This window comes from Armatimonadota bacterium, assembly GCA_039679645.1.
Classification (GTDB): Bacteria; Armatimonadota; UBA5829; order UBA5829; family UBA5829; genus UBA5829.
This window is the reverse complement of record JBDKUO010000057.1, coordinates 1-24,935: the sequence shown is the minus strand read 5'-3', so window position 1 is coordinate 24,935 and position 24,935 is coordinate 1. Positions and strand designations below refer to the sequence as shown.

The window sequence follows — 24,935 nt, the reverse complement described above, 5'->3', positions numbered from 1 at the left end:
CATTGGTTGCCTGTTTTAGCAGCATTGATAGATTTATACACTTGTGTTGTCGCCGAATCGGGGAACTTGGAATGTGTTTCAATAATTCTTCGTATCTTAGCGAAGCATTCTGAGACAGCTTCCCCTTATCCCGAAACCCATTCGATATGGTGGCGTATCGAAAAAAATGGCTTGGTATTTCGGGATTTGAGGATTGGAAGATATCATCTCAATATGAGCACCAAGTCTCCAACCCAACCAAGAAATCCCGAAATCGCCTAAGTCTCATTTATCACTATAGCAGCAAGCGCAATTTATCCCTCCAGGTATCCTTACCTGGAGGGTTTGGCCATACAACCTCCCGATTATGATACCTGTAGTGAAGGAAAACACCCCAATATAAACAAAGATACACCTATGATAGCCGAACTAAAAGAACTCACCCTATCCGACGGCCCGGACATATTCGAAATGCTGCGAGAGATCGGGCCGGGTGAAAACGGGTTTGTAAACTCAGGGCATGATATCGAGTATGCTGACTTTCCCGCCTACCTGAAGCGCCAGGATGATTTCGCAAAGGGAGTAGGCATCGACCTTACGATATACGTTCCCCAGACCATGCATTGGCTCTTTGTGGACGGCAGGCCGGTGGGAGTAGGCAAGCTCAGGCATTATCTCAACGATAACCTCAGAAAACTCGGCGGGCATATAGGCTATGCCATAAGACCATCTGAGCGCGGCAAAGGCTACGGCACTCTTATCCTAAGGGAAATGCTAATCAAAGCACGCGAGAAGGGTATCGAAGAGGCTCTAGTCACTTGCAGTGAGAACAATATTCGCTCAAGAAAAGTGATCGAGCGCAACGGCGGAAAGCTGGAGGATATCATCGACGGAGGGTGCAGATACTGGATTAGAAACTTCTAGCTTCATGTTCCTCCAGGTAAGATACCTGGAGGGATATAAACGGGGGTCGGGGGCAAGAATACCCCCGACCATCTGACTTGGAGATAGTGCGCTGTGACGAGAGCTGACTTCTAGCAGCCTGCTCCCCATCACCCAGCACCTAACACCCAACCCCCACCTAGAACTCCTGTTCGGCCTCCACATAGCCCGCGCCTTCTACTTGGATTTTGCCTGAAATCTTTGCCTCTAGCTGGGTGTTTACAGTCATCTCTCCGCCTACAGAGAGCAGATCGGCTGCCGTGACTTTTATCTCACCCTTGGCACCGTAACTCTCTTCATACGTGCCGTTTGCAAAGTCCCATTTCGCTGTCTTTCTGATGAAGTCTCCCTTTGCCTCAGTCTTAAGCTCGGCTCCTGCCACGTTCACACCAATCTCAAATTTGGCACCTGCGCCCGTGTATGTCTCCATGACCTGGGCAGTCCAGTCATACTTTATGCCTGCGCCCGGGCCAAATGCCCACGCCTCAAACTCTATACTCTTGGAGTTGATCTTGAGCGAGAGGAACTCGCACGAAACCTCCATAACCAGGTGATCCTCAAGCCACTTTGACAGGTCGAACTCAGGTTCCTTGAACTTAGCTTCGTAATCCGGTTTCTTCTCTTTTGCTTCCTTTTCGGCAGCTATTTCGTCCTGGCGAAGTTGCTCTTCTTCTTCATCCGTCTCGCCTACATATTGGTACTGGCCGCCCTCTAAGACAAGACTTGCCGCCCTCGTCGCATAATTCATATGCATCTGCCGGACTTTGTAGAACTCGCGCTCCATGACCTTGGGGTCGTTCATGTTCTTCACATAGAGCATACAGGTCTTGTAATAGGCGTCTATCGTCGGCTTCATCTTCTGGGTGTATTCGGGCATATACAGGTTCACCCAACGCTGATATGACGCTAAACCAATCTCATTCAGCTTTTTCTTGTGCCTGAGGATCTCCTTGCGGCAGGGAATGTCTTTTTCTCCGTGTTTGCCGGCATCGTGCTCTTTCTTGAGCTCTTCCATTTTTTGAGCGTGGTAAGTATCTTCCTCCTGGACTTTCTGCAAATAGACTCTTGAGATATCGTCGGCCTCACCACGATATTTTTTGTCGAAATACTTCGTGAAATACTGCTCATAGGTCCTTTCGATCTTCAGATAGTCCTGATAGTTCTTGATAACTATCTGTGAACCCCAATCAAAGCCCGGAATCTTGGTCATGTCTACGGGCTTGTCTTCCAGCTTGACGCCCTTCTCTTTGCTTACCTGCTTGAGCTGCTTTAGCGCCTCGTTTATTTTGGCCTTTTGAGTGCCGTTCATGCCCTTTACATTCAGGTTTTGCATATATTTGAGCATCTCTTGGGCATTTTGCATGCTTTCAGTCATTTGTTTTTTTGCGGCGGCCTTACCTTGAGCATGAATAACCTCTTTGCTGGCGTTGATATCGACTCCCAAGTGCGCGGCTTCAACTTTTGCAGCGTTAGTGTAAAAGACCTTGACCCACATCTTAAGAATAGGCGCGCTCTGCCTGTAAGCTTTTGGATCATTGGTATTGCACTGCGGCAGAAGTGGGAGTATAAACTGCTCATCACCAGTGAGTTTGCAGTATCTATCGCGAATCTTTTCGGCCTCGGCTGGAAAATCGTCTTCTATGATGTCGGCGGTGGTGGTGGGGACAACATCTTTAACTTCTTCGACTTTCCGCTCCAGAGTCTCCGCAGTGTCTTCCTCCTGAGCCTGGGCCTCTTTTATCTTCTTGTTCTTTTTGGAGAGCTTGTTCCTCACAAAGCCTTTGAAAGTGGAAGACTTTACCAACTCGTCGCCAAAAAAGTTCATGTTCTTCTTTTCATACCAGTAATGAGCCAGCACCTTGTGCGCAGCCTTGCACTCGCTGTTTTCGGCAACCACACTATCGGCAAGTGACTTGGCCTTCTCCCACTCTTTCAAATCCTCATAGACATTTGCGAGGTTGAGCTTTATAAGTTCACTCTTGGGCGTAATGGTAAGTATATATTGATAGACAAGCGCAGAGTCGTTGAATTTATCCAGAGAATGGAGCACAGCGCCGAAGAGGTTGGTCGTTCGTGGACTATCAGGAGCGCTCTGAACCAGAATGGCCGATGCGACCGCAATAGCCTTGAAGTTCTTTTGCGAGGCAAGCTGGAGGGTCAGAGCGTCTACATAGCCGTTTATGGCATCATCATACGTGGACTTTAGGCCTTTGCTCATCCATATCTTGGTTCCAATCGCCTTGATGTCCTGCTGAGTCTTGAAGTCGAGTTTAGACTCGTAGGCCTTAATATACTTCGCAGCCAGGTCGAGAGTCGTCTGCTTGCCGGGTTTGGCGGCTTTTTCAGATTTCTTAGCCTGCTGCGTGGCATTTTTCGCGGACACGGGTCCGGCGCAAAAACATATCAGAGCAATAAGCGCGATGACTGAATATCTACACATACTCTTCCCTCCACAGCTTCTTTCGGTCTAGTGCCGAGTCTGCCATATTGGAAAGATTATATACCAGCTTGCTTCTTTAATCAATTGACTTATTTATTTGACCAAACCGATATGACTTGTATACAACCGGTAATATGGGCCCAATTTGTTAAGAAGCTGTTCATGCGTCCCCTGCTCTGCTACCTCACCATTTTCAATAACGATAATTTTGTCCGCGCGCTGAATCGTATTCAACCTGTGCGCAATGACGAAGCTGGTCCTGCCCTCCATCAGTCGGTGCAGCGCCTGTTGGATATGGATTTCGGTGCGCGTATCCACGCTGCTGGTCGCCTCGTCCAGTATCAATACAGCGGGGTCCGCAAGCAGCGCGCGGGCTATCGCAAGTAACTGCCGCTGACCCTGGCTCAGGCTCCCTCCCGCATCGGTAAGCAGAGTATCGTAACCATGCGGCAGATGGTGAATAAACGGATCGGCGTTGGCGAATTTAGCGGCGGCTTCCACCTGCGCATCGGTGGCATCCGGCCTGCCGTAGCGGATATTCTCGCTGACGGTGTCGGTAAACAAAAAAGTATCCTGAAGAACTATCCCCAGGGATGTGCGAAGAGCGCTCTTTTTGAGGTCCCGGATATCCCTGCCGTCAAGGCTTATGCTGCCCTTATCTATGTCGTAGAAGCGGGTCAAGAGGTTGATGATAGTGGTCTTCCCCGCGCCTGTGGAGCCGACGAGCGCCACCGTCTGCCCCGCATCAACGTGAAACGTTATGTCTTTGAGCACCAGTGACTCTTCATTATAACCGAAACTGACATTCTTGAAGTCTATCTCACCGCGCACATCGCCCGTATCCAGCGCATCGGTATCGTCGATATCGCTGGATGTCTCGTCCATAACTGCAAACACACGCTCGGCCCCGGCGAGAGCCTGCTGGATCGTGCCGTATATGTTCGCGATCTGGATAAGCGGCCTGTTGAAATAATCCGCATAGTTGATGAATGCGGCGACGATCCCTATCGTGGTCATGCCCTTTGCCACCATCCACGCACCGGTGCCGGTCACTATCGCAAATCCGATGTTGCGATACATGTTCATCATCGGGCCCATCAGACCGATATATATCAGCGCCTTGACCGCAGTCCGCTTCAGGTCGACATTGGCCCTGCCGAAATCCTCGGCAGCCTGCCGCTCATGACAGCATGTCTTGATGACCCTCTGGCCGGTAATCGACTCTTCAATTACGCCGTTGAGCTGCCCCAGCGAGTCCTGCCTCGCGCGAAAGCCCTGTCTGGTGCGCTCGGCCATGAGCCTGGTCGAGATCGTGATGAACGGCACCGTTACAAGGCACGCAATCGCCAAAAGCCAGTTCAACTTGAACATGATGATCCCTGCGCCCACAATAGACAACACGCTCCCGATAAGCTGGGCCACACCGTCTGCAAGAGTCGAGCTTATGGTATCGGTATCGTTGGTGAGTCTACTCATCAGTTCGCCATGCGCATTGCGGTCGAAAAATCGAAGTGAGAGTGCCTGCAGGTGGCCAAAGAGGTCGCCCCTGATATCTTTCACACACTTTTGAGCGATGCGGATCATACCTATGGACTGCAGCCACGTCCCGCCCGCGCTCAGAAGATACACAACAATCAGCAGGCCGATCACATGAGCAAGGCCCGGCAGATCGCCGTGAGAGATATATTTGTCTATCGCCCTGCCTATTAAAAATGGCCCGCACAGCGACAAACCGGTCGTGGCGGCAACCAGAAATGTGATCCAGATAAGCCCGAGCCTGTAAGTCTGCAGGTATTTCCAGAGTCGTCTGAGGATAACGCGGCGGTTTTTCACCGACACGCTGCTCATAAGTCCCCCGTGTCTGGGCCCCATATGGTCGGTCATTGTGCGTTTAGCTGCCACTGTCGACCTCCGCTGCGCCCACCTGTGACTGGTATATCCCCTGGTAGACTTCACTGGATTTCAAAAGCTCATCATGAGTGCCGACTGAAGCGAGCGTTCCGTCCTCTATCACAAGTATCTTATCGGAATCGACTATGGACCTGATCCTCTGCGCTATTACAAACCGGGTGCACTTGTGCGACCAGGCGTTCAGCGCATCAAATATCCTGCGTTCGGTAATCATATCGACCGAGCTGGTGCAGTCGTCCAGGATCAATATTGCAGGGCGGCTGACCAGCGCCCGCGCTATGGAAAGGCGCTGCTTCTGCCCTCCGGAGATGTTGACGCCACGCTGGCCCAGCACCGAATCATACCCGTCAGCAAAGCCGGTAATAAACTCATGAGCCTGTGCCATCTTCGCCGCTTCCACAACCTCGTCGTCCGTTGCATCCGGGCTGCCGAACCGGATGTTGTCCCGTATCGTGCCGGAAAACAGGATCGTGTCCTGCAAGACCATGGCTATCTGCCGCCTCAGGCTCTCCTGGGTCAGTCCGCGGATATCCATACCGTCGATCTTTATGCTGCCGGCGCTCACATCATAAAGCCTCGGGATCAAGTGCGCCAAGCTGGACTTGCCCGCGCCTGTTGCGCCGAGGATCGCTATCGTCTCGCCCGGCTCTGCTTCAAAGGATATATCCTTGAGCACGCTTTCGTCGGAGCCGTTATAGCTGAACCCGACACCATCGAATGTCACACCTCCACGCAGCTCCGGGGCTTCATTTGCGCCCGTTCCATCCTGCACATCAGGAGTGGTGTCGAGCACATTTATGATCCGCGCAGCGGACGCATCAGCTCTCGATATCCGCATAAGGAGCATGCTCACCATCATCAGCGACCCGAGCATCTGGGTCAGATAGTTCACGTAAGCCAGCAGTTGACCGACCTTGAGGCTCCCATTATTTACGGAAATACCTCCGAACCACAGCACCCCCACAATGCCGAGGTTCATGAGCAGCAGCATCCCGGGAAACATGACTGCAATGAGCGACGATGCAACAGTAGTCGTATCGCTGAGGTTCTCATTTGCCCTGCCGAAGCGCTCGCACTCGTGTTGTGATCGTGAAAATGCCTTCACCACACGCACACCGGCAAGGTTCTCCTGAACTATCGAGTTTATCGCATCCAGCCGCTCCTGCACCGATGTAAACAATGGGTTAGCTTTTCGCCTGACGAGCACTATCATCAGCAGAAGCAGAGGGCTGAGCACCATCAGCAGCATCGAGAGCTTTGGAGATGTCACAATTGCCAGCGCCAGGCTGCCGACCATTAAAAGCGGCGCTCTCACCAGGACCCGCAGGAACATAATTACCGCTTCCTGCACCTGGTCGATATCGTTTGTGAGGTGAGTTATCAGCGAACCAGTGCCTAAGTGATCGATGTTGCCGAATGAAAGCGACTGGACTTTCTTAAACAGATCGGCGCGCAGGTCGGTCGAGAAATTGAGAGCCGCTATTGTAGAGAAAACAGTACACCCCGACCCGCCTACAAGACCGATCAAGGCTACAATTATCATTAACAGCCCATGGTGGAGCACATAGCCCACGTCATGATGAGCAATCCCTATATCGACAATCGACTGCAGCAGTCTGGGCTGCGACAAATCCATCGAGACCTCGATGACCATAAAAAAGGGCGCCAGCAGCGCCCAAACCCAATACGGCCTCAGGTAATGAATCATTCGTTTTATTTGCTTCATGTCACATCGGTCTCTGTTCTACGACTGCGGTTGGTCAGAATCGTTTATGCAGGCAGCTTGCTGATATTATGCCTAACTGAAGGTTATCAAAGATTTCCGGATTCGGCAACCCTTAGTAGAGGCAAAATTTTGGCAAATTTGATGAAGCTATGCAGCGCTGTTGAGGTAATCGCCGTCCGCAAGATACGCAGGATCGCGCAGGATCGCTTCCAGTTCTTCGGCGGGCACTGGGCGACTTACAAAGTAGCCCTGGATCTCATCGCAATCCATGGAACGAAGGACCTGAAGCTGCTCGATAGTCTCCACACCTTCGGCAATGACTTTGAGCTTGAGGCTCTGAGACATTGCAATTACTGCTCGAGCTATTGCGGCGTCGTCCGAGTTAGTGGTCAGATCACGAATGAACGACTGATCGATCTTTACTGCATCGATTGGGAAGCGCTTGAGATATGTCAGCGACGAGTAACCCGTCCCAAAGTCGTCGATGGAGAGCCGGACTCCCATCTCCTTGAACCTGCGGAGTATTCCTATCGCAAGGTCTATACTATGCATCAATACGCTCTCTGTAAGCTCCAGATCGAGATACTCCGGCGCAAGACCGGTCTCTTTGAGGATTTGGGCAACCTCGTCGGCCAGGCTGTCATGAGCCAGTTGGCGCGCTGAGACATTTACGGCCACACTGATGGGATTGAAACCGCACATTTGCCATTTCTTGTTCTGAGCACAGGCAGTGCGCATTACCCATCGTCCTATCGGCTCGATGAGGCCCGTCTCCTCAGCCAGCGGTATGAAAGCCGCAGGGGGAATAAGGCCCAGTTCCGGGTGATGCCATCGCACAAGCGCCTCGACGCCTAGAATTGCGCCCGTCTTTACATCCACTCGCGGCTGATAGTGTAACACGAACTCCTCGCGGTCCAGCGCTTTGCGAAGGCTGCGTTCGAGCTGCATTCTCTCCACTGCTGCCGTGTTGAGCGCCTCAGTGTAGAACTGATAGTTGTTGCGGCCCTGCTCTTTGGCGCGATACATAGCGGAGTCGGCGTTCTTGACTAAAGTTTCGACATCGGTGCCGTCTGTCGGGTATATGCTGACCCCTATGCTGGTGGTGACAAAAAGCTCCTGGCCTGCCAGCACAAACGGCTTGGACATTACATCGGCGACCCGGCGGGTGACTGACGCGATTTCGCTGGCGTTGGAAACATCCGAAAGGATAATTGTGAACTCATCACCGCCCATGCGCGCAATTGTATCCGCCTCACGAATGTTGTCATGAAGTCTCTCGGCAGCGGCCTTGAGCAGGAGATCACCCACACTGTGACCGAGCGAATCGTTTATGAGTTTGAACCGATCAAGGTCTATGAACAATACGGCCAACGCCACTTTGCGGCGCTCGGAATGCGCCAGACACTGAGTGAGCCTGTCGCTGAAGAGCAACCGGTTCGGCAGACCGGTCAAGTGATCGTGATGGGCGAGATGATCGAGCTTCTTCTCATAGACTTTCTTGTCCGTTATATTTCGCTTGATCGCGATAAACCGCTCGACTGCCTTTGACTCACTCTTAATCGGCGTAATTGTAACATCCTCGACAACTACGCTGCCGTCCCTTCGGGAAAGTGTGATTTCACCATGCCAGGTCCTACCGCTGAGTAATGAGTCCCAGAGGTCAATATAAAAGCCGGCATCATGCTTGTCGGACGTCAGGAAATCGGGAAGTTTGCCTTCCAACTCATCGAATGTATAACCGGTCTCGCGCTCGAATGACGGATTGACGAACTCGACCTTTCCCTGTATATCGGTGATCACGATTTGATCGTTGGCGGCATTCATGGCGGAGGTTCTGATGCGAAGGTCGGTCTCAGTCTTCTTGCGCTCGGATATCTCTATCAATAATGAGAAAATGTCGGCTATTGAACTTGCGAAACCCTGCTCGTCCGTTGTCCATTCGCGAGGTCCGCCCACGTGCTCGTGGCAGACAACCCCGATTGTGCGCCCGCTCAATAAAATGGGCACATTCAGCGTTGCATTTACGCCATGTTCAACAAAATATGGTCGAACTAATTCATTTGTTCGAGGATCATGTCTTACATCGGGAACGGCTATAATGCGCTCATCTTCTAATGCCTTAAAATACCCCGGGTAATCCGAGGCCCACATTGTCAGAGAACCGGAATGGTTGTTTGAAGAACATTCAAAAAGATCCAGACAGGATATCTTTGTATGCAGCTTATCGCACAGCCATACGCCGACTCTAGCCACATCAAGTGTGCGTGCAGCCGACTCTGTAACCTCACGGACCGCAGTATTCAGGTCACCACTGAAAAGTACTTTATTGCGAGCCATCTCAATGAGCATGGTTTGCTGCCTCTTCAGGCGCTCACTACTTTCTCTATGTGTCTTTTCGAAGCATTTGAAGTCAGTGATGTCTCTTATACTTTCGATGACGCCAACTATGCTTCCGCCGGAATCATAGAGGGGAGTGGCTTTCCCATAAAGATGGGTTCCACCTGACCTCAATATCGGACTGCGGGCCTCCGCCATCCAAGTCTCATTCTCGTTTTTGCATGTGGCATATTGGTCCTGCTTATGAATATTCGGCCTCAACACGAAATCGACGAGCATGGGCTGTCGCCGGCCATAAAACGCAATCGAATACTCATAATTGCTCTTGCCCAGCATGTTCTCTGCTTTGCAGCCTGTCATAGTTTCGGTGGCATGATTCCAGGCAATTATCTTTCCATCCATATCGATAGCAAAGGTCGCATCGGGAAGGAAATTGATAATATCGGCAAGACGCTGCTCGGACTCCTGGAGAGCCGTTTCCATTTGCTTGCGTTCAGTCATATTACGTATGACTGCTATAGCGTGGTCTTCGGGAAGTGGGATAAACCTGGCCTCATATGTGTGATTCTTGCCATGCCTGCTGAATGAATATTCGACAGCGGTCGCGCTTCCTGTTCTCTGAACTTCGAGAAAAGCATCCCGAAACTTGCCGCCGACACCCTCAATGGGAATCGTTTGGATGTGCTTGCCTATGGTCTGGTCGATGGGCAGATGGGAATCAGCGGCGCTGCCCCCCTTGCAATCCAGGATTGTGCCGTCCGCATCCAGGTATAGCAGCAGATCCGGGAAAGCCTGAAATATTGCGCGCAGTTCGGAATTGGCTTGCAGCAATTCTTCCGAGCTGAGGTCCAGAGAGCGCCCGAGCATGTGCAGATCGGTATCGAAGTCAAAATAGGCGGCATTTACCACCTCGAAGATCGGCTCCAACTCCGCCGGGTAATTATCCGATCCAAAGCACTTTCTAAGTTGTCTTTTGAGCAGGCTGTGCATTTGCTCCATGCTCAACTCTCCCTGAACGTTGTTATCGTTATTGATTGATTATGCAGTTCTGCATCCACACCGGGCATAAACGGCGCAATCTCCCCGTATGAGTAGAACCCGGTCATAACCGTGCCCGGTCCGTATATCTCGCGCACGGCCTCTATCTCTTCTTCCGATCGCTGTTTTAGCACCATCTTTCGAGCGACGCAGTTGACAATCACTGCAAGATCGGCATTTTCCGGCCCGAGCGCATCGCGGCTGATTGTTGCAGCTTCCACGGCACCATTCATTAAATGATTGATGTTGGCTTTCATAAGACGAGCGTAGGAACCGACCGGCACGTCACCTGCAAAGCACATCGCCTGGCTCTCTTCGTCAAACGACATAAATGCGCGGACCACTCTTCTTTCGTCACTGCCTTTTACTCGCATGCCTAACGGGAAGAAAAAGCTGACCGCGTTTAGGCCGCCTGGGATTTCCCCGACATACTTCTTGTACAGATCGAGCGCAGAGCGACCATCGAGTTCATAGAGGATATTACCTTCAGACTTTGTGATGAGCCTGTCCGGACCGAAGGGGTCCCAGCCACCTGCGGAAGCGTAACCTACGGAGAGTCGATCACCATAAAAACCGACAATGGCGGCCGCATTACGCATCAGTTTGCCGTCATAGACTATGCAAGTCTTTTTAAATTCCGTACCATCGCCCGCAAGCCCGCCGGTAACTGTTACACCCTCCGGCAAATGCTTCGTGATGCCTCGCACCAGATCGCTGCCGTTGACATCGATACCATCCGAAATGACAAAGGTGTGCACAAGCCCGCTGTGGTCGAGTGATTTCGCGAGGTGTTCGCCGACCTCAAATACATTGGTAAAGTCACTGATTTGTACGCACTTTCCCGCAACCTGAGTGCTGTCCATCTTGACGACGGTGATTGTGAGGGAATCTTCTATTACCTGAGTATCGAGTATTTCACCAGCGGTCGAACACCCGAAGATTTTGGCGTGAGGATACGCATTGACAATATCGTCAATGCCGCGTTGTTCTAAGATTGATCTATTACCGAACAGAAGAACAAATTGGGCTGAACTCGCCAAATCACCAGGAAATCCGGGCTGCCAACCCGTAGACTTGGCCCACCTATATTGCTCTATCTTCATTGTATAGCACCACCAAACTGCTTTACTACATGGGCATACAATCTCTCCCCTTGAGCATGTTTATTATCGGGTTTTCAGCGGACATTTCTTCAGGCAAATTGTTGCTGAAAATCGAGGATTTTGAATAATAATTTCTGGTCGGCTGCCAAAAGGAGAAGAAATTACAAGTTTAGACTCCAAGCACAAGGTTATCTCTATGAATCACCTCGTCAAAATCCTTGTGGCCCAAAATTTTCTCAATATCGTTACTGCGCTTGCCTTTTATAAGCGCCAGTTCACTTGAGCTATAGTTGGTCAGCCCGCGAGCAATTCTATTTGAGGACTCATCAATCACACATACCAGTTCACCGACCTCAAAGCTGCCGCTGCAGCCGGTTATGCCTGCCGCAAGCAGGCTCTTGCCGCGCTCGACAAGCATCTTTCGCGCGCCTTCGTTGACTGTGATGCTGCCTTTGACACGATTGCCGAAGGCGATCCAGCGCTTTCTATGGTTTAGAGCCTCGCCGCTCAAAAACCGCGTGCCCACCGGCTTACCGGCAATGATATCGGCAATGACATTTGGTTTGGATGCATTTGCGATCACCATTTTTACACCGGAGTTGGTCGCGATCTTAGCCGCCTCTATCTTGGTGTGCATGCCTCCGCTGCCGCAGTTGCCATGTGTCCCACAGGCAAGGTTTTCGATTTCCGGAGTGATCTCCTTAACTTCCTCAATTAGTTTACATGTGCGATCCGACCTGGGGTCGCCGTCAAAGAGACCGTCGACATCCGAAAGATTTATCAGCAGATCGGCATCGACACATGCGGCGACCAGAGCGGCCAGAGTATCGTTCTCGCCGAACTTGATCTCGTCGGTGGCCACTGTGTCGTTCTCATTGACAATAGGCAGGCAGCCGAGTTTGAGCAGCGTGCGCAGTGTATTGCGTGCATTGAGATATCTCGTGCGATGGTCGAAATCTTCACGAGTGAGCAGTATCTGACCCGGCACAATGCCGTAAGTCGAGAGCAGGTCGGTATATGTCTGCATAAGCGCGCTCTGGCCTATGGCTGCCGTCGCCTGCTGCTCGGGTATGTTCCTGGGGCGATCCGTCATGCCGATGCGCTCCATGCCTGCGCGGATCGCACCCGAGCTGACCAGTATCACTCCCCTGCCCTGCTTTTTTATCTCAGCCAATTGCCCGACCAGCGCTGACATTTTCTCGATATTCAGTGAACCGTCATCGCTCACCAGGCTGCTGGTGCCGACTTTAATCACTATCCGTTTTATCGACTTATTCGAAGGCTTCATCGTGAAAATCGAACTCCAAATCGGCTATGCGCACGGTGTCCCCATGCTGCGCTCCCATCTCGCGCAATCGAGAGATCACACCCATTTTATCGAGCTGGCGATGCATTCTGCGAAGGGCATATTCATTATTTATATCGGTGCGCCTCACCAGGACCTCCACGGCATGGCCCTTGATCGCAAACTCTTTGTCGCCCTCCTTGATAACATCCCAGGATTCGGCTTCTCTGTCGACGGTAAACCTGACCACTTCCTCGGCAAGCTCGATCTCTACTTTGGGCAGCTCTTCCAGGCGGTCGGCAATGCGATAAAGCAGCGGGCCGATCCCCTGGCCGGTCAGAGCTGAAATCTCGAAGACCTCCAGGCCGCGGGCCTCCAGATCAGGTTTCAACTCCTCAACAATCGCAGCAGCATCGGGTGCATCGACTTTATTTAACGCAACCATTTGAGGCAGTGATGCCAACTTTTCGCTGTGCGCGTGAAGCTCATCGTTTATTGCATCGAAATCGTGCATGGGGTTGCGCCCGCTGAAACCGGATACATCAATCATATGGACCAGGAGCCTGGTGCGCTCGATATGGCGTAAAAACTGATAACCCAGGCCCGCGCCCTCATGCGCTCCCTCTATCAGGCCGGGCATATCAGCAACCACGAATGATTTGTCACCGACCGATACCACTCCCAGGTTAGGTGTCAGAGTAGTAAACGGGTAATCCGCTATCTTGGGCCTGGCGGCAGAAATTTTCGATATAAGAGTCGACTTGCCTACGCTCGGGTAACCTATCAGCCCGACATCGGCTATAAGCTTGAGTTCGAGAGTAAGCAATACCTCATCCGTAGGTTCGCCCTTCTCGGCAAATTTGGGGGTCTGCAGAGTGGAAGTGGCGTACGCTGCATTTCCCCTGCCGCCCTCTCCGCCCTTAGCGACAACCTGGCGCTGGCCGTCATGCGTCAGGTCGGCAATAGCCTTTTCGGTGCCGGAACGGTAGACCAGCGTGCCCACGGGCACCCGCAGCAGAAGATCGTCGCCGTTCTTGCCGTGCCTGTCGTTGGGGCCGCCGTCGCCTCCGCGCTCGGCTTTATAGTTCTTCTTATATCGCAAGTCGACGAGGGTGTTGAGACGCGCATCGGCTTCAAGTATAATATCGCCGCCCCTGCCGCCGTTGCCGCCGGATGGGCCGCCGCGGGGGATATACTTCTCCCGCCTGAACGCGACGAGACCGTTGCCGCCGTCGCCCGATTTGACTGTTATCTCTACTTGATCTACAAATTGCATAATTTCTCCGGGTCTATTCTACCACGAGGGGTAAGGGAAGTCCAAAGAGAGGTTTTGAAATCGCGGAGTTACAGAATTTTGGAATGACGCGGAACATGTGGGCAAGAATGCCCACTATGATGGGTAAGGATCTCCGAATCCTTACCCGAGAACCAGTGCCGGATCTCCGAATCCGGCTATTCCAGCAAAGGTTGCGGGGTTCGGAGACCCCAATTCGGCATTAAGGTGGCATTTCGGAGATCGTCACCTATCAGGCGTTCACATTTTTGTAACTCGTGCGTTAACCCACGAAAAAAGGTCGGGGGCATACTTACCCCCGACCAATTTCCAGTTAATGTTTCTAGACCTAATCACTCAGCCTGAATGTCTGTATCTTCTTTGCAGGCACATCGACAGTCAGCTTATCGCTGCTTGCCAGCTCTTCGACACAGTCCTCTCGCAGGTTGGAGATGCACACTTTGGACGGTGCCTTGAACAGAGAAACCCTGGCCTTTGCTGGAGCTTCAGTGCCGTTCCATAGCCTCAAGGCAAACCCATTGCCGTCCTCGCAGCGCTTAACGCTGGAGAGCATTACATTGTCCGACTCGACACTCACAAACGATAACTGCACGGGCAACTTGGCCGATTCACTGGTGTATAGCACCGGCATTGCTTTCAATCCCTGCACAAAGGCATGAGCCTCACGCTGGGCATGGCTCTCATGCCAAGTGAGCGCATGCGGGATTATGCTGTAATTGAACACCATCTTTCTGCCGAGCATTTGAGCCTCAGGGGTAGCAATGACCGGTCCGGCAGGGCCCTGACGTGTGTTCTTATATCCGGTCGACAGGTATCCGACAGACCTCATCAGAGTTATCGCAATAGCCCTTTCAGTGTCCGGCGTAACTTCATATTCGGGCAGGCCGATGTTGGCGATGGTGAGACCGTTTGTCCCATCGCTCACTGATGAAAAACTCTTTTGAGCGAACTGCTTGGGCTGGTCTTCTTTCCAGATGTCCAAAGACGGCTGCTTGATAAACACCGGATGGTCGACCACATCAAACTGAGCCTCTCCAGATGAGACATCCGCATCCAGATATGACGGGAAGACAGCACGCAGTCTATGGTCACTAATTGTATTCACCAGGCTCGTCTCGATATCCACCCGGCGCGAGCCCGCTCCCAGAGAGACAACACTCTCGATCACCATCGGCTTTCTGGCTGCTGAACGGGCCTGATTCGAGCCGTCCAGCGACTCTGGCAGGTCCATCGTGACCCTGACCTTGTATGCAGCCCTTGCCTGTGAGTTTTCGATCATCGAGATTTCAGCATTGTTGGAGAGAGTGGTATATACCTCATCGCTCTTTGGGAACGAGTAGGCATATCCGCCGCCGTTGTCGCCGCCGTCCTCGAAGTAGTGCAGGTTCTCATAGACATGGCCTGTCGACTTGTCTTTAAGGCAAAGCGTGCCATTGGGCTTTATCTCCACGCGCAGATATTCGTTCTCCATGACATTTCGCTCAGGGCAGAGTTCGCCATACAAACAGTTCGGCTTATCCAGGGGCTTGAACTTAAAGACTTTGTAGCCGCAGGCGGGTATATCCTGCGCCCAGAAGCTGAAGTTGAATACAGGTCGGCAGTCGGCGGTGCAGAATTTTCTTAGCGATGGCCTGTTTACCACTTTATCTTCAAAGCCCTTCAGCCAGGACTTCTGCCGGTTGCCGTCCATATCGGTAACCAGGATTCCCCGGAAGTCAGACTCTTTCGGCCAGTTCTTTGCGCTGAACGGAATCTCTACCTCGACATCCATCCAGTCCGAACGCTGCTCCTGGCTCGGATTAAAGACTGCAAACGCATATTCATCTTCCGCAAGGCCGTCGATCTTAACGTTATCCAGTATGTCCGTAAACACGAACTGCAGGAGGTTATCGGCGATATCTTTAGCCCACTCGAAACGGGTCTCCATCTGGCGATGCACAGTGTCGATAGAGCAGCCGCCGATGGAGTCGTGCGGATGATTTTTGAGGACCCAGCGCCATGCCTGTTCGATAAGCCCCTTCTCGTAACTGCCGCCGAGGAGCGAGTTGAAGACACTGAACGGCTCGACCCAGTTTTCAAGGAGCGTGCAGCACTCCTGGTTCTGCTGTTTGAGATATATCCGAGACGACAAAACGCCATTAAGGATAATACCGGTGCCCGTCTCTGACCATACCGTATCGCGCAGCTCCCCGCGCACTACCTGCAAATCCTTACCCTTGACGGCAGCCCTCAGCGCCTCGACATACTCATCGAACGAAGCGTGTACTATCTCGCCGCCCTTGAGCTTTTTGTTGGCTTTCTTGATAAGGCTTGGAATCTCGGGGTTGGCCTCCATATGATCGACGCCGTTAAAGAGGATGTGGCAGCCGGTCGCCGCTTTCTCTTTGATCTCGGCACATGCGGCTATAAGCGCTTCGACAGCCATATCGCCTGTCGAAACCTGGCCGCTGCGCGCACCCGAATCGATGAACTTCTCCTTGATATACGCAGGGATCGAATCGACAAATAGCGCAGCAGTGCAGTATCCGTATTTCTCATGGATGTGTGACAGGAGCACACTGGAGCCGTCAGGGGACTCCCATATCAGTTCGTTCTTATACTCGTCACCTGATATGCCCCGCCACAAAATGGCATTATCTATCCCCCACTGCCTGAGTATCTGCGGGATCTGGCTGAAGTGGCCGAATGTGTCAGGCAGGTAACCTGCTTTACTGGGTTTACCGAACTTATTTGCCACTCTGCTGCCGAACTCGAGGTTTCTGACTGTGGACTCACCCGTCACAAGAAACTCATCGGGCAATATATACCACGGGCCGACAACAAGTTTGCCCTCGCCTATCCTTTTGCGAATCTCTGCTTCACGCTCGGGCTTTATTTCAAGATAGTCCTCAAGCACGATTGTCTGGCCGTCCAGATTGAAGCATTTATAGTCGGGGTCATTTTCAAATATATCCAGCAGCTTGTCCATAAGGCGCACCAGGCGCATTCTGAACTGCTGAAACTCTCCATACCATTCACGGTCCCAGTGGGTCTCGGAACACAGGTAATATTTATCGGGCACGATCAAACTCCTTAATACAATGTATCATGCGTGCGCCAAGCGCACATATTACCGTTCTTGCGGTTGGGCGGAAGTTCCTTCCGGTAGTTGGAATAAAATGAGGATGCTTGGGTGTGTGGGCAAGAATGCCCACGAAGACAGGTCGGGGGCAGGAATACCCCCAACCATCAGCATGTCAACATTTACACATATCATTTAGACAAGTGTAAAGGAAACGGACGTAGTGGGCCGGAAAACTTCAGCATGACTTTCTGCTCACCATCATCACAAGCCATCTCCAAATCATGCTCTTGGTAGTCCTGCGGCATTCTCATTACAAGAGCGGTAATCAACTTTGGGTCAGTCAGATACTTTTTCTTGAGCTGCACTTGTATATCTGCCTGTTTTTTATCTTCGTCCGACATGTTATATCGAACTTCCAGTGCATTTACATCCTGAAAAAACGAGACAAGCCATACAGGATCAAACTTCGCCAGCGGCAATCCTGCTTCGCTCTTCACTATGGTCTTGTCCGAGTCGGACAACGCAGCATACAGTCTCCATGCGCAAATTTCATCCTTGGGTCTGCTGCTCCAAAAGTTCAAAGTATAAATATCTTTTGTATGAGTTATCCATTCTCCAGTTTGTCGCATGGAAAGATTCACGAGCGGCACTATATCATCAAACTGGACGCCATTGCCTCTCATCTTATCTTGCAAGCCGGAAACTAAGCTCTCCGGCACCAAATAATAATGGTGTTCGCGCCATTCACTGGCCCATCCTACTATCAGTTTATCCTGTTCATTAATCATCCATGTCGTCTGATAGTTCCCATGCTCATTATTCAGCCAGGCAGGCTGGTAACAATCCAGCGATCTTATAGCCTCACCTAATGTTGTATCTTTCACATAGAACTTATCAGCAGCAGGAATAAATTTCTCATCTTGATGACTTGCGAAGTCTTCGCAGACGATATTGAACCCGCTTGCTTTCGCAATGGCAGTCACTGCATCTGCAAAAGTCGGGTGATCTTTGTCTTTGGGAGTTTCAAGGGTAATCTTTGTCTTCAGAACCGGCAGTTCCCAGTCCTGCAACGTGGCAAGAATATGTAATCGGTCTTTGGGATAGTCTTCCTGTGGCTTGGGCAGTTCAGATGGCGGCCGGGGAGTATAGTCAAAACCCTTTACATTCTTCAGAGCTTCCGCACATCGCGGTATCGGATATCCGCTCTGTGAAATTGTGCCGTCGGAATGACGCCAAGCCCAACCGCCACACAAATACAAAAGCCCACTGTCGCCAACCGCATCCAAAGCTATCCTCATTTCGCTCTTTTCAATATCTTCCAGTCGGCAATCTTTGGGGGCATGCTGCTTATATAACAGTCTCAGCGCATCGGCGATTTGAGGCGATGTCTCTGCATCCACAATGACACTTTGTCCTGCCAGAACCTTTTTCTCGGCATCTTCCCCCAAGTATGCAAGGACCTTTGAGAATCCCTGTGCCCAAGGACCAATACCGGACCTGTCCAGACCCGGCTTACTGCCAAACGAGGCGAGTGTTTCCCACCCCCATTGTGCATCGGCAAACTTGGCATAATACCGGTCTTCCATTTGCTTAACGATATCGTCCGCAGACTTTTTATTACGGCAAATCCTGTAGTTGGATGCACTGTCGTCTGAACCGACTTTTGTACTGGTAAAGATCGTGTGGGTTCCATCCGCAATTGCTCTATAGAGCTTGCCGAGGGGTATATTGTTCGCGCATACGACCAGGGGTATATCCTGCACTTGCCAGTCGTCCTTGTTCTTACCGCAGTGAACACGCACACCGCCGATTTTGTTGAGGTCTTCAATTACTGCATGTAGCCTTTTGTAACCACTTTCATAGGACACCTGCTGTGAAAGACGTTCATCTGCTGCAATTGGAGATTCTTGTGCTTCAATGCTTGGCAACCTCGTGATGTTAGGATCTACTACAACTCTGCCCAGAGCATTTGCCGATGTTGCAATGATCATTGTCGACAAAAGTAAGATCGGTATCTTCATATAGCCCATTTTTCATTCACCCGATGTTTTGAACCAAAGATTGCCAGCCATTACATAATATAAAACTACAGCTACTCGCTATATATTACATATATAAATGCAAAAAGGGAAGATGACCGAAATGGCCAATCTTCCCCATAAAGTTGCTTATTTGATAGCTCGGCTACCCGGCTTCAGGATAGACGCTAACTTTCTTTCTGCCGTTGCCATGCTCGAACTTGACGAACCCGTCGATCAAAGAAAACAGCGTGTCGTCCTTGCCCTTGCCGACATTGATGCCGGGATGCAGCGGAGTGCCGCGCTGGCGGACCAGTATGCTTCCGGCGGTCACTTTCTCGCCGGCAAACTCTTTAACACCAAGCCGTTTCGGGTTGGAGTCTCTACCGTTTCTAGTACTACCTAAACCTTTTTTATGAGCCATGAAAAAACCTCAGTTATGAGTTTTGAGTTGTGGGTTGTGAGTTACGGTTTCCAAAAACATAACTCATAGCTCGCAACACTTAACCCTTGATATCCGTAATTGCCACACGGGTAAGATACTGTCTGTGACCGTAACGTCTGTGCTCGTCTTTCTTGGGCTTATAGGTGAAGCCGTTGATCTTGCGACCCTTGTAATGCTTCATTACCTTGCCCACGACCTTCGCGCCCGTCACGTATGGAGAACCGATGTTGACTCCCTTATCGTCAGAGACAAGCATTACTTCATTTATGACGATCTCATCGCCCTCATTCGCGGCAAGCCTGTTGACGGCGATAACGTCATTTTGTGTGACTCTGTATTGCTTGCCACCAGCTTTGATTATGGCGTACACTTCGAACCCCCATTACTATTTAATTATTCACCAGCATCCCTCCAGATGTCGCACATCCGGAGGGATGAGTATACTCCAAGATTGACTAACCACTTATATTATCACGAGCGCGCAGGCTTGTCAATAGACTTTTCAGAAGTCATAACTTCTCCAAAAGCATATGACCGGTGAATATCGGTAAGCTTTGCCTTTACACGTCGGCCAACGTATTTGCCGCCGTTTTCAAGCTCCACAAGATATCCGTCGAGCCATGCGCTCGCCTTGGGCAGCATCGAGAACGGATTTCGCACAACGCTGCACTCGATGGTCTCGCCCTTGCGCCAGGGTGTCATTTGAGCATCCATTTCCTGAAGATTGCCCGGCGCGATCTCGTATTTCTCGATATGCAGAGCTTCGCTGGCGCGGACGTATATCGCACGCTTGAGCCGCCGCTCGATCTCATCTATAACCTCGCCGCCGCTTCCGATCAGGTGCATCACCACCTCAGGGTTCGCCGTGACCATAAACGCTTCTTCGTCCATATCGGAAGTCAAGTGTCTAAGATCGCGCTCGATCCGCAGGCTGACCGTATCGGCGCTCTCGACCAGTCCCTTGCCCTGACAATACGGGCAGGGTTCGGTCACTATCTCGGTCAGAGTCTCGCCGGTGCGTTTTCGGGTCATCTCGACCAAACCCAGCGGGCTTATATGACATATCTTGGTCCGGGTGCGGTCCTTGCGCAGTTCGCGCTCCATAGCCGCGATCACCTTTTGCCTGTCCTTTACATTGGACATGTCAATGAAGTCGAGCACTATGATACCGCCGATATCGCGCAGTCGAAGCTGCCTTGTAATCTCATTGACGGCGTCCAGATTAGTCTTCAAAATAGTGTCCGACAGACTGGTGGAACCGATAAACTTGCCGGTGTTGACGTCGATTGCGGTCAAGGCCTCAGTCGGGTCGATTGTCAGGTGGCCACCTGATTTGAGCCACACTTTCCGGCGCAGCGAACTCTCTATCTCGGACTCGATGCCGAAGTGCTCGAAGATGGGCTCAGGCTCGTCATACAAAAACAGTCTGGAACGCATCTTTGGAGAGATAAGCTCGACCAGCTCGACGGCCTTTTCGTAGTCGACCGGGGAATCTATTATCATCTTGGCGACATCCGAACCGAATACGTCTCGGATCATCTTGTAGATCAGGCTCAGGTCCTGATGGACCAGCCCCGGCGCGGCGACTTTCGCCGACTTCTCCTGGATCTGGTTCCACATTCTCATAAGCATCTCCAGATCACCGCGAAGCTCATTTTCGCCGCGGCCCTCAGCTTCGGTCCGAACGATCATTCCAAAACCGAGCGGTTTTATGCTCTCGGCAATTTTCTTGAGACGGTCACGCTCGCCCTCGCTTTCGATCTTTCTTGAAATTCCGGTGTTGTCGGCCTCAGGCATCAGCACGAGATAGCGTCCCGGCAGCGATACTCTGGTCGATACGCGGGCGCCTTTTGTGCCTCGCGGACCCTTTACAACCTGGACAAGGACCTCCTGGCCGGTCTTTACCACATCTCTGATCTTCAGATGATGCCTGGATCCCTCTTTTCGAGCGCTGGGATACTCATCATCCATCTCGGGCAGAACATCCGCGACATACAAAAACGCATTGCGCTCCAACCCGATATCGACAAACGCCGCATCCATGCCGACCAGCACATTTGCGACCTTGGCCTTATATATGCTGCCGACTACGCGCTCTTCGCGCTCCACATGAAGCTCCACTAGTTTGCCTGATTCGACAAGCGCTACGCGTGTCTCACGTGTGTCAACATTTACAATTATCTCTTTGGACATGCACTATCACCTCCTTTCTTTGTCCGGTTTCAGTATAAATTTCCAACTTTTAATAATCGGGCGCGATATCTGATCGCGACCGCATAGAATATCGCGATTTGAAATCGCGAAGTTGATATGCTGCGGGAATGACATTATCCATTAGCCTTGCAGATTCGCAGCGGCGTTAATTCCCGCAGACAAGCTGTCTTTCACAAAACTCAAGCTCCGGGAACTGACGTATTTCGTAATTGCAAGGTTATCTATCAGCGTCGTTCTCGAAGCATAATAACATCTCAAATTTGTCATTCCCAGCTTGACTGGGAATCCACAGGAACCGGTGCTCTAAGTATCTAGATTCCCGCTTTCGCGGGAATGACACAGGCTTTGATGCACCCTACTACGAACCTAGCGTTGCAAAAGCATCTTCGCATTGAATTTAATGATCTTATAAAATGCGGTTATATTTAATTATAATTAAAACTCATCAGTCAACAGGGCCGACCGATGGATCGACATAATGCGTATTCCCGGAACATCTTTGCCCAATTCATCGACAATCTCAGCAGGCTTGACGGTAAATTGAAGATGCCTGAGTCTGATGCGAATATGACTGCCATGCGGGTCACACAATTCTATAGACGCTATTCCGGGGCGAATATCTATAGCACCGCGCTTTTCGCGCTCACGAATTATTTCATTCTTGCTCAAAAGCTGCTCGATTGCCGTCTGCAACTTTTCGGCAGGCTGATCGTCCGGCAGGCTTACTTCAACTATGAGTTCGCTGCCGGTTATGGCAGGTCCTTTCTTATTTTCGGCAAGGACCTCTGATTCGAGCAACTTAATCCCCTCGGGCAGAGCCTTTTGAAGCCTTGAGATAATATCCTTGAGGTCAATCGGGGGATGAATGTTCAGAGTAATCAGCTCGGCACCGGCTGTCGCGCCCAGAGGAAGCGCGGATGCAATGGACATCTTTGCCCGGGGGTTGAACCCCAGGCTGTAAGCGATGTCTATACCGGACATCCTGACTGCACGCTCAAATACTCGCAGCAGATCTAGATGACCAAGCCATTGGACGGCCTCACCCTTGCTGAACGTCAGCATAACGCGTTCAAATTTAGTATTTGATATTTTAGATTGATTATTTGGCTGAGGATTAGGGGCTGCCTCTGGAGTATGAGGCGGGCACTTCAGGCCTGCCATCTTCTCGCGAATGCCGCAGGCCGAGCATGTTATGCGGCAGTCCGGCGTAGTATCGCCGGTCGTTGCCCTCTCATCCTCACGCGCAAGAAACTCTTTCGATACGCCCACATTTATATGATCCCAGGCAAGCCCTGCATCCTTCGGGATTTCACGATTAGCAAAATCTGTAATATCCAGGCCGGCCGACTCAAATGCAGACTGCCAGCGCTCGTGATCGTAATTATCCTGTTCGAGTTTGCCGCCATGCTCCCACACATTGCGTATGACCCTGCCAAGGCGTCTGTCGCCTCTTGCGAGCGCAGCCTCTACGCGGCTGCACTTTGGGTCATGCCAGCTAAGTGAAATATTCTTGCCTCTTAGAAACGGCCTCACAACGGAAATTTTGCGCTCCAGTTCCTCTAAAGTGGCCATGGCTCGCCACTGGAAGGGCGTGTGCGGCTTGGGCACGAAGGGCGAGAGCGTTACGTTAAGAACGAGCGGAGCCCTGTGTCTTCGGCCTATGTCGATTACACTCGTGACCAGCTTGCCGATACCTTCAAGGTCTTCGTCCGTCTCGGTAGGCAGCCCGACCATAAAATAAAGCTTAATTCTTCTCCAACCGTGCTCCACGGCAGCCTCGACAGCGCTCAGCAGGTCATCCTCGGTGACGTTTTTGTTTATCACATTGCGCAGGCGCTGAGTCCCGGCTTCGGGGGCGAACGTGAGCCCGCTCTTTCTGACCCTCTGAATCTCAGCCGCAAGATGCACACACTCCGCGTCGGCTCTCAGACTCGGCAGCGATATGCCTACCTTGTCAGCCTCATGTTGATCAATCAGAGTGCGCACCAAGTCGTTTATGCGCGAATAGTCGGCGCTGGACAGCGACGTAAGGGCAATCTCTTCATAACCAGTATTGTCAAGGAGCGTTTTCGCCTGCTCGCATAGCGTCGGCAGAGAGCGTTCGCGCACGGGCCGGGTTATCATCCCCGCCTGGCAGAACCTGCAGCCTCTGCTGCAGCCTCTCATTATCTCAAGGGCGATCCGGTCATGGACCGCCTCGGTAAACGGCACTATCAGCGTATCCGGAAACGGCGCGTTCTCTAAATCTGTGACACGTCGAGCATTTATTCGGGTGTCGGAATGGATATCCGGGACGTAGATACCCTCAATGTCGGAAAATGCACTCAAAATACGCTTCCTATCGCCCTTGCACTTACGATAGGCTTCGACTATCTCAAGAATAACTTCCTCGCCATCGCCGATCACGAATGCATCAATGAAATCGACCATAGGCTCGGGATTAGTGGCGCAGTGGCCTCCGGCGATTATTATCGGATCATCGTTCGTGCGTTCCGACGCAAGCTGAGGAATTCCGGCAAGATCGAGCATATTGAGGACAGTGGTGTAGCTCATCTCGTAGGCCAAAGAAAAGCCTACTATATCGAAGTCCTTTATCGGCAGCGATGACTCCAGCGAGAAGAGAGGAATGCCCGCGCTCCGCATCTGATCTTCCATATCGAGTGCAGGCGCGAAAACGCGCTCGGCAGCAGTGCGCACATCGGAATTGAGGATATGATAGAGAATCCTCAACCCGAGGTTCGACATGCCGACTTCATAAACATCCGGGAAAGCGAGCGCAATCCGTACGCTCACCTCTTCTGGCGGCTTCACAACCGAGTTGAGTTCGCCGCCTGTATATCTCGCGGGTTTCGCCACTCGGGGCAGGACTTCGTTAATCCGTCCCCTCAAGCTGGACGCCGTAAATGATAATGTCATAGTATTACGCAAAAAGCCGGCGATCATTACGTTTCGCCAGCCGTCCACTTACGCATTATATCACCGAAGTGCATGATCGTCAAACTCAGGGTAAGAGCGGGTGCATGTCAGATTTACGGAATCACGCTGCAATTTTGGCAGCCTCTAATATATTGCCAGTTCTTTTATTAAGCACTGCAGAGCGCAAATGTGCGATTGTCTCGATTCCGTGCCTCTTCCAGCG

General features: G+C 51.5%; 15 protein-coding genes. 2 read left to right on the top strand and 13 right to left on the bottom strand.

All coding sequences use genetic code 11. The features are described 5' to 3' along the window. Both ABFD83_11800 and ABFD83_11795 read left to right on the top strand, forming a co-directional pair. The coding region (locus ABFD83_11800) for a hypothetical protein (GenBank protein ID MEN6357754.1) at positions 1–261 on the top strand (261 nt) is incomplete at its 5' end. Positions 262–324: 63 nt separating this feature from the next. Further along, positions 325–903, top strand: coding sequence for a GNAT family N-acetyltransferase (locus ABFD83_11795; GenBank protein ID MEN6357753.1), 579 nt, complete (start codon positions 325–327; stop codon positions 901–903). 157 nt (positions 904–1,060) lie between these two features. Here ABFD83_11795 and ABFD83_11790 read toward each other — a convergent pair whose 3' ends face one another. From ABFD83_11790 to ABFD83_11730, 13 genes are all read right to left on the bottom strand, one after another. After that, positions 1,061–3,361: a hypothetical protein gene (locus tag ABFD83_11790; protein MEN6357752.1), complete on the bottom strand. Its 2,301-nt coding sequence runs from the start codon at positions 3,359–3,361 to the stop codon at positions 1,061–1,063. A 93-nt stretch (positions 3,362–3,454) separates the two neighbouring features. Then, the gene (locus tag ABFD83_11785) at positions 3,455–5,263 is read right to left on the bottom strand and encodes an ABC transporter ATP-binding protein (GenBank protein ID MEN6357751.1); all 1,809 of its coding nucleotides are present in this window, start codon (positions 5,261–5,263) and stop codon (positions 3,455–3,457) included. Then, positions 5,253–6,998, bottom strand: coding sequence for an ABC transporter ATP-binding protein (locus ABFD83_11780; protein MEN6357750.1), 1,746 nt, complete (start codon positions 6,996–6,998; stop codon positions 5,253–5,255). Before ABFD83_11780 ends, ABFD83_11785 begins: the two co-directional genes overlap by 11 nt. Before the next feature lie 147 nt (positions 6,999–7,145). Then, on the bottom strand, positions 7,146–10,334 hold the full coding sequence (locus ABFD83_11775) for an EAL domain-containing protein (GenBank protein ID MEN6357749.1): 3,189 nt from the start codon (positions 10,332–10,334) through the stop codon (positions 7,146–7,148). A 2-nt stretch (positions 10,335–10,336) separates the two neighbouring features. Further along, positions 10,337–11,476 (bottom strand): FIST N-terminal domain-containing protein, encoded by a 1,140-nt coding sequence (locus ABFD83_11770; GenBank protein MEN6357748.1) that lies wholly within the window; start codon positions 11,474–11,476, stop codon positions 10,337–10,339. Between the two features lie 169 nt (positions 11,477–11,645). Further along, complete coding sequence (gene proB, locus ABFD83_11765) at positions 11,646–12,764, bottom strand: glutamate 5-kinase (GenBank protein ID MEN6357747.1); 1,119 nt, start codon at positions 12,762–12,764, stop codon at positions 11,646–11,648. Then, positions 12,748–14,037 (bottom strand): GTPase ObgE, encoded by a 1,290-nt coding sequence (gene obgE, locus ABFD83_11760; GenBank protein MEN6357746.1) that lies wholly within the window; start codon positions 14,035–14,037, stop codon positions 12,748–12,750. The genes proB and obgE overlap by 17 nt, the downstream gene beginning before the upstream one ends. Positions 14,038–14,383: 346 nt before the next feature. After that, complete coding sequence (locus ABFD83_11755) at positions 14,384–17,116, bottom strand: glycoside hydrolase family 38 C-terminal domain-containing protein (GenBank protein MEN6357745.1); 2,733 nt, start codon at positions 17,114–17,116, stop codon at positions 14,384–14,386. 191 nt (positions 17,117–17,307) lie between these two features. Next, positions 17,308–19,149, bottom strand: a complete 1,842-nt coding sequence (locus ABFD83_11750; GenBank protein MEN6357744.1) for a hypothetical protein — start codon at positions 19,147–19,149, stop codon at positions 17,308–17,310. 154 nt (positions 19,150–19,303) lie between these two features. After that, positions 19,304–19,561: a 50S ribosomal protein L27 gene (gene rpmA, locus ABFD83_11745; GenBank protein ID MEN6357743.1), complete on the bottom strand. Its 258-nt coding sequence runs from the start codon at positions 19,559–19,561 to the stop codon at positions 19,304–19,306. A 79-nt stretch (positions 19,562–19,640) separates the two neighbouring features. Beyond that, positions 19,641–19,952: a 50S ribosomal protein L21 gene (gene rplU, locus ABFD83_11740; protein MEN6357742.1), complete on the bottom strand. Its 312-nt coding sequence runs from the start codon at positions 19,950–19,952 to the stop codon at positions 19,641–19,643. 101 nt (positions 19,953–20,053) lie between these two features. Next, positions 20,054–21,775, bottom strand: a complete 1,722-nt coding sequence (locus tag ABFD83_11735; GenBank protein MEN6357741.1) for an Rne/Rng family ribonuclease — start codon at positions 21,773–21,775, stop codon at positions 20,054–20,056. A 456-nt stretch (positions 21,776–22,231) separates the two neighbouring features. Beyond that, the gene (locus ABFD83_11730; GenBank protein MEN6357740.1) at positions 22,232–24,712 is read right to left on the bottom strand and encodes a TIGR03960 family B12-binding radical SAM protein; all 2,481 of its coding nucleotides are present in this window, start codon (positions 24,710–24,712) and stop codon (positions 22,232–22,234) included. Positions 24,713–24,935: the final 223 nt, after the last annotated feature.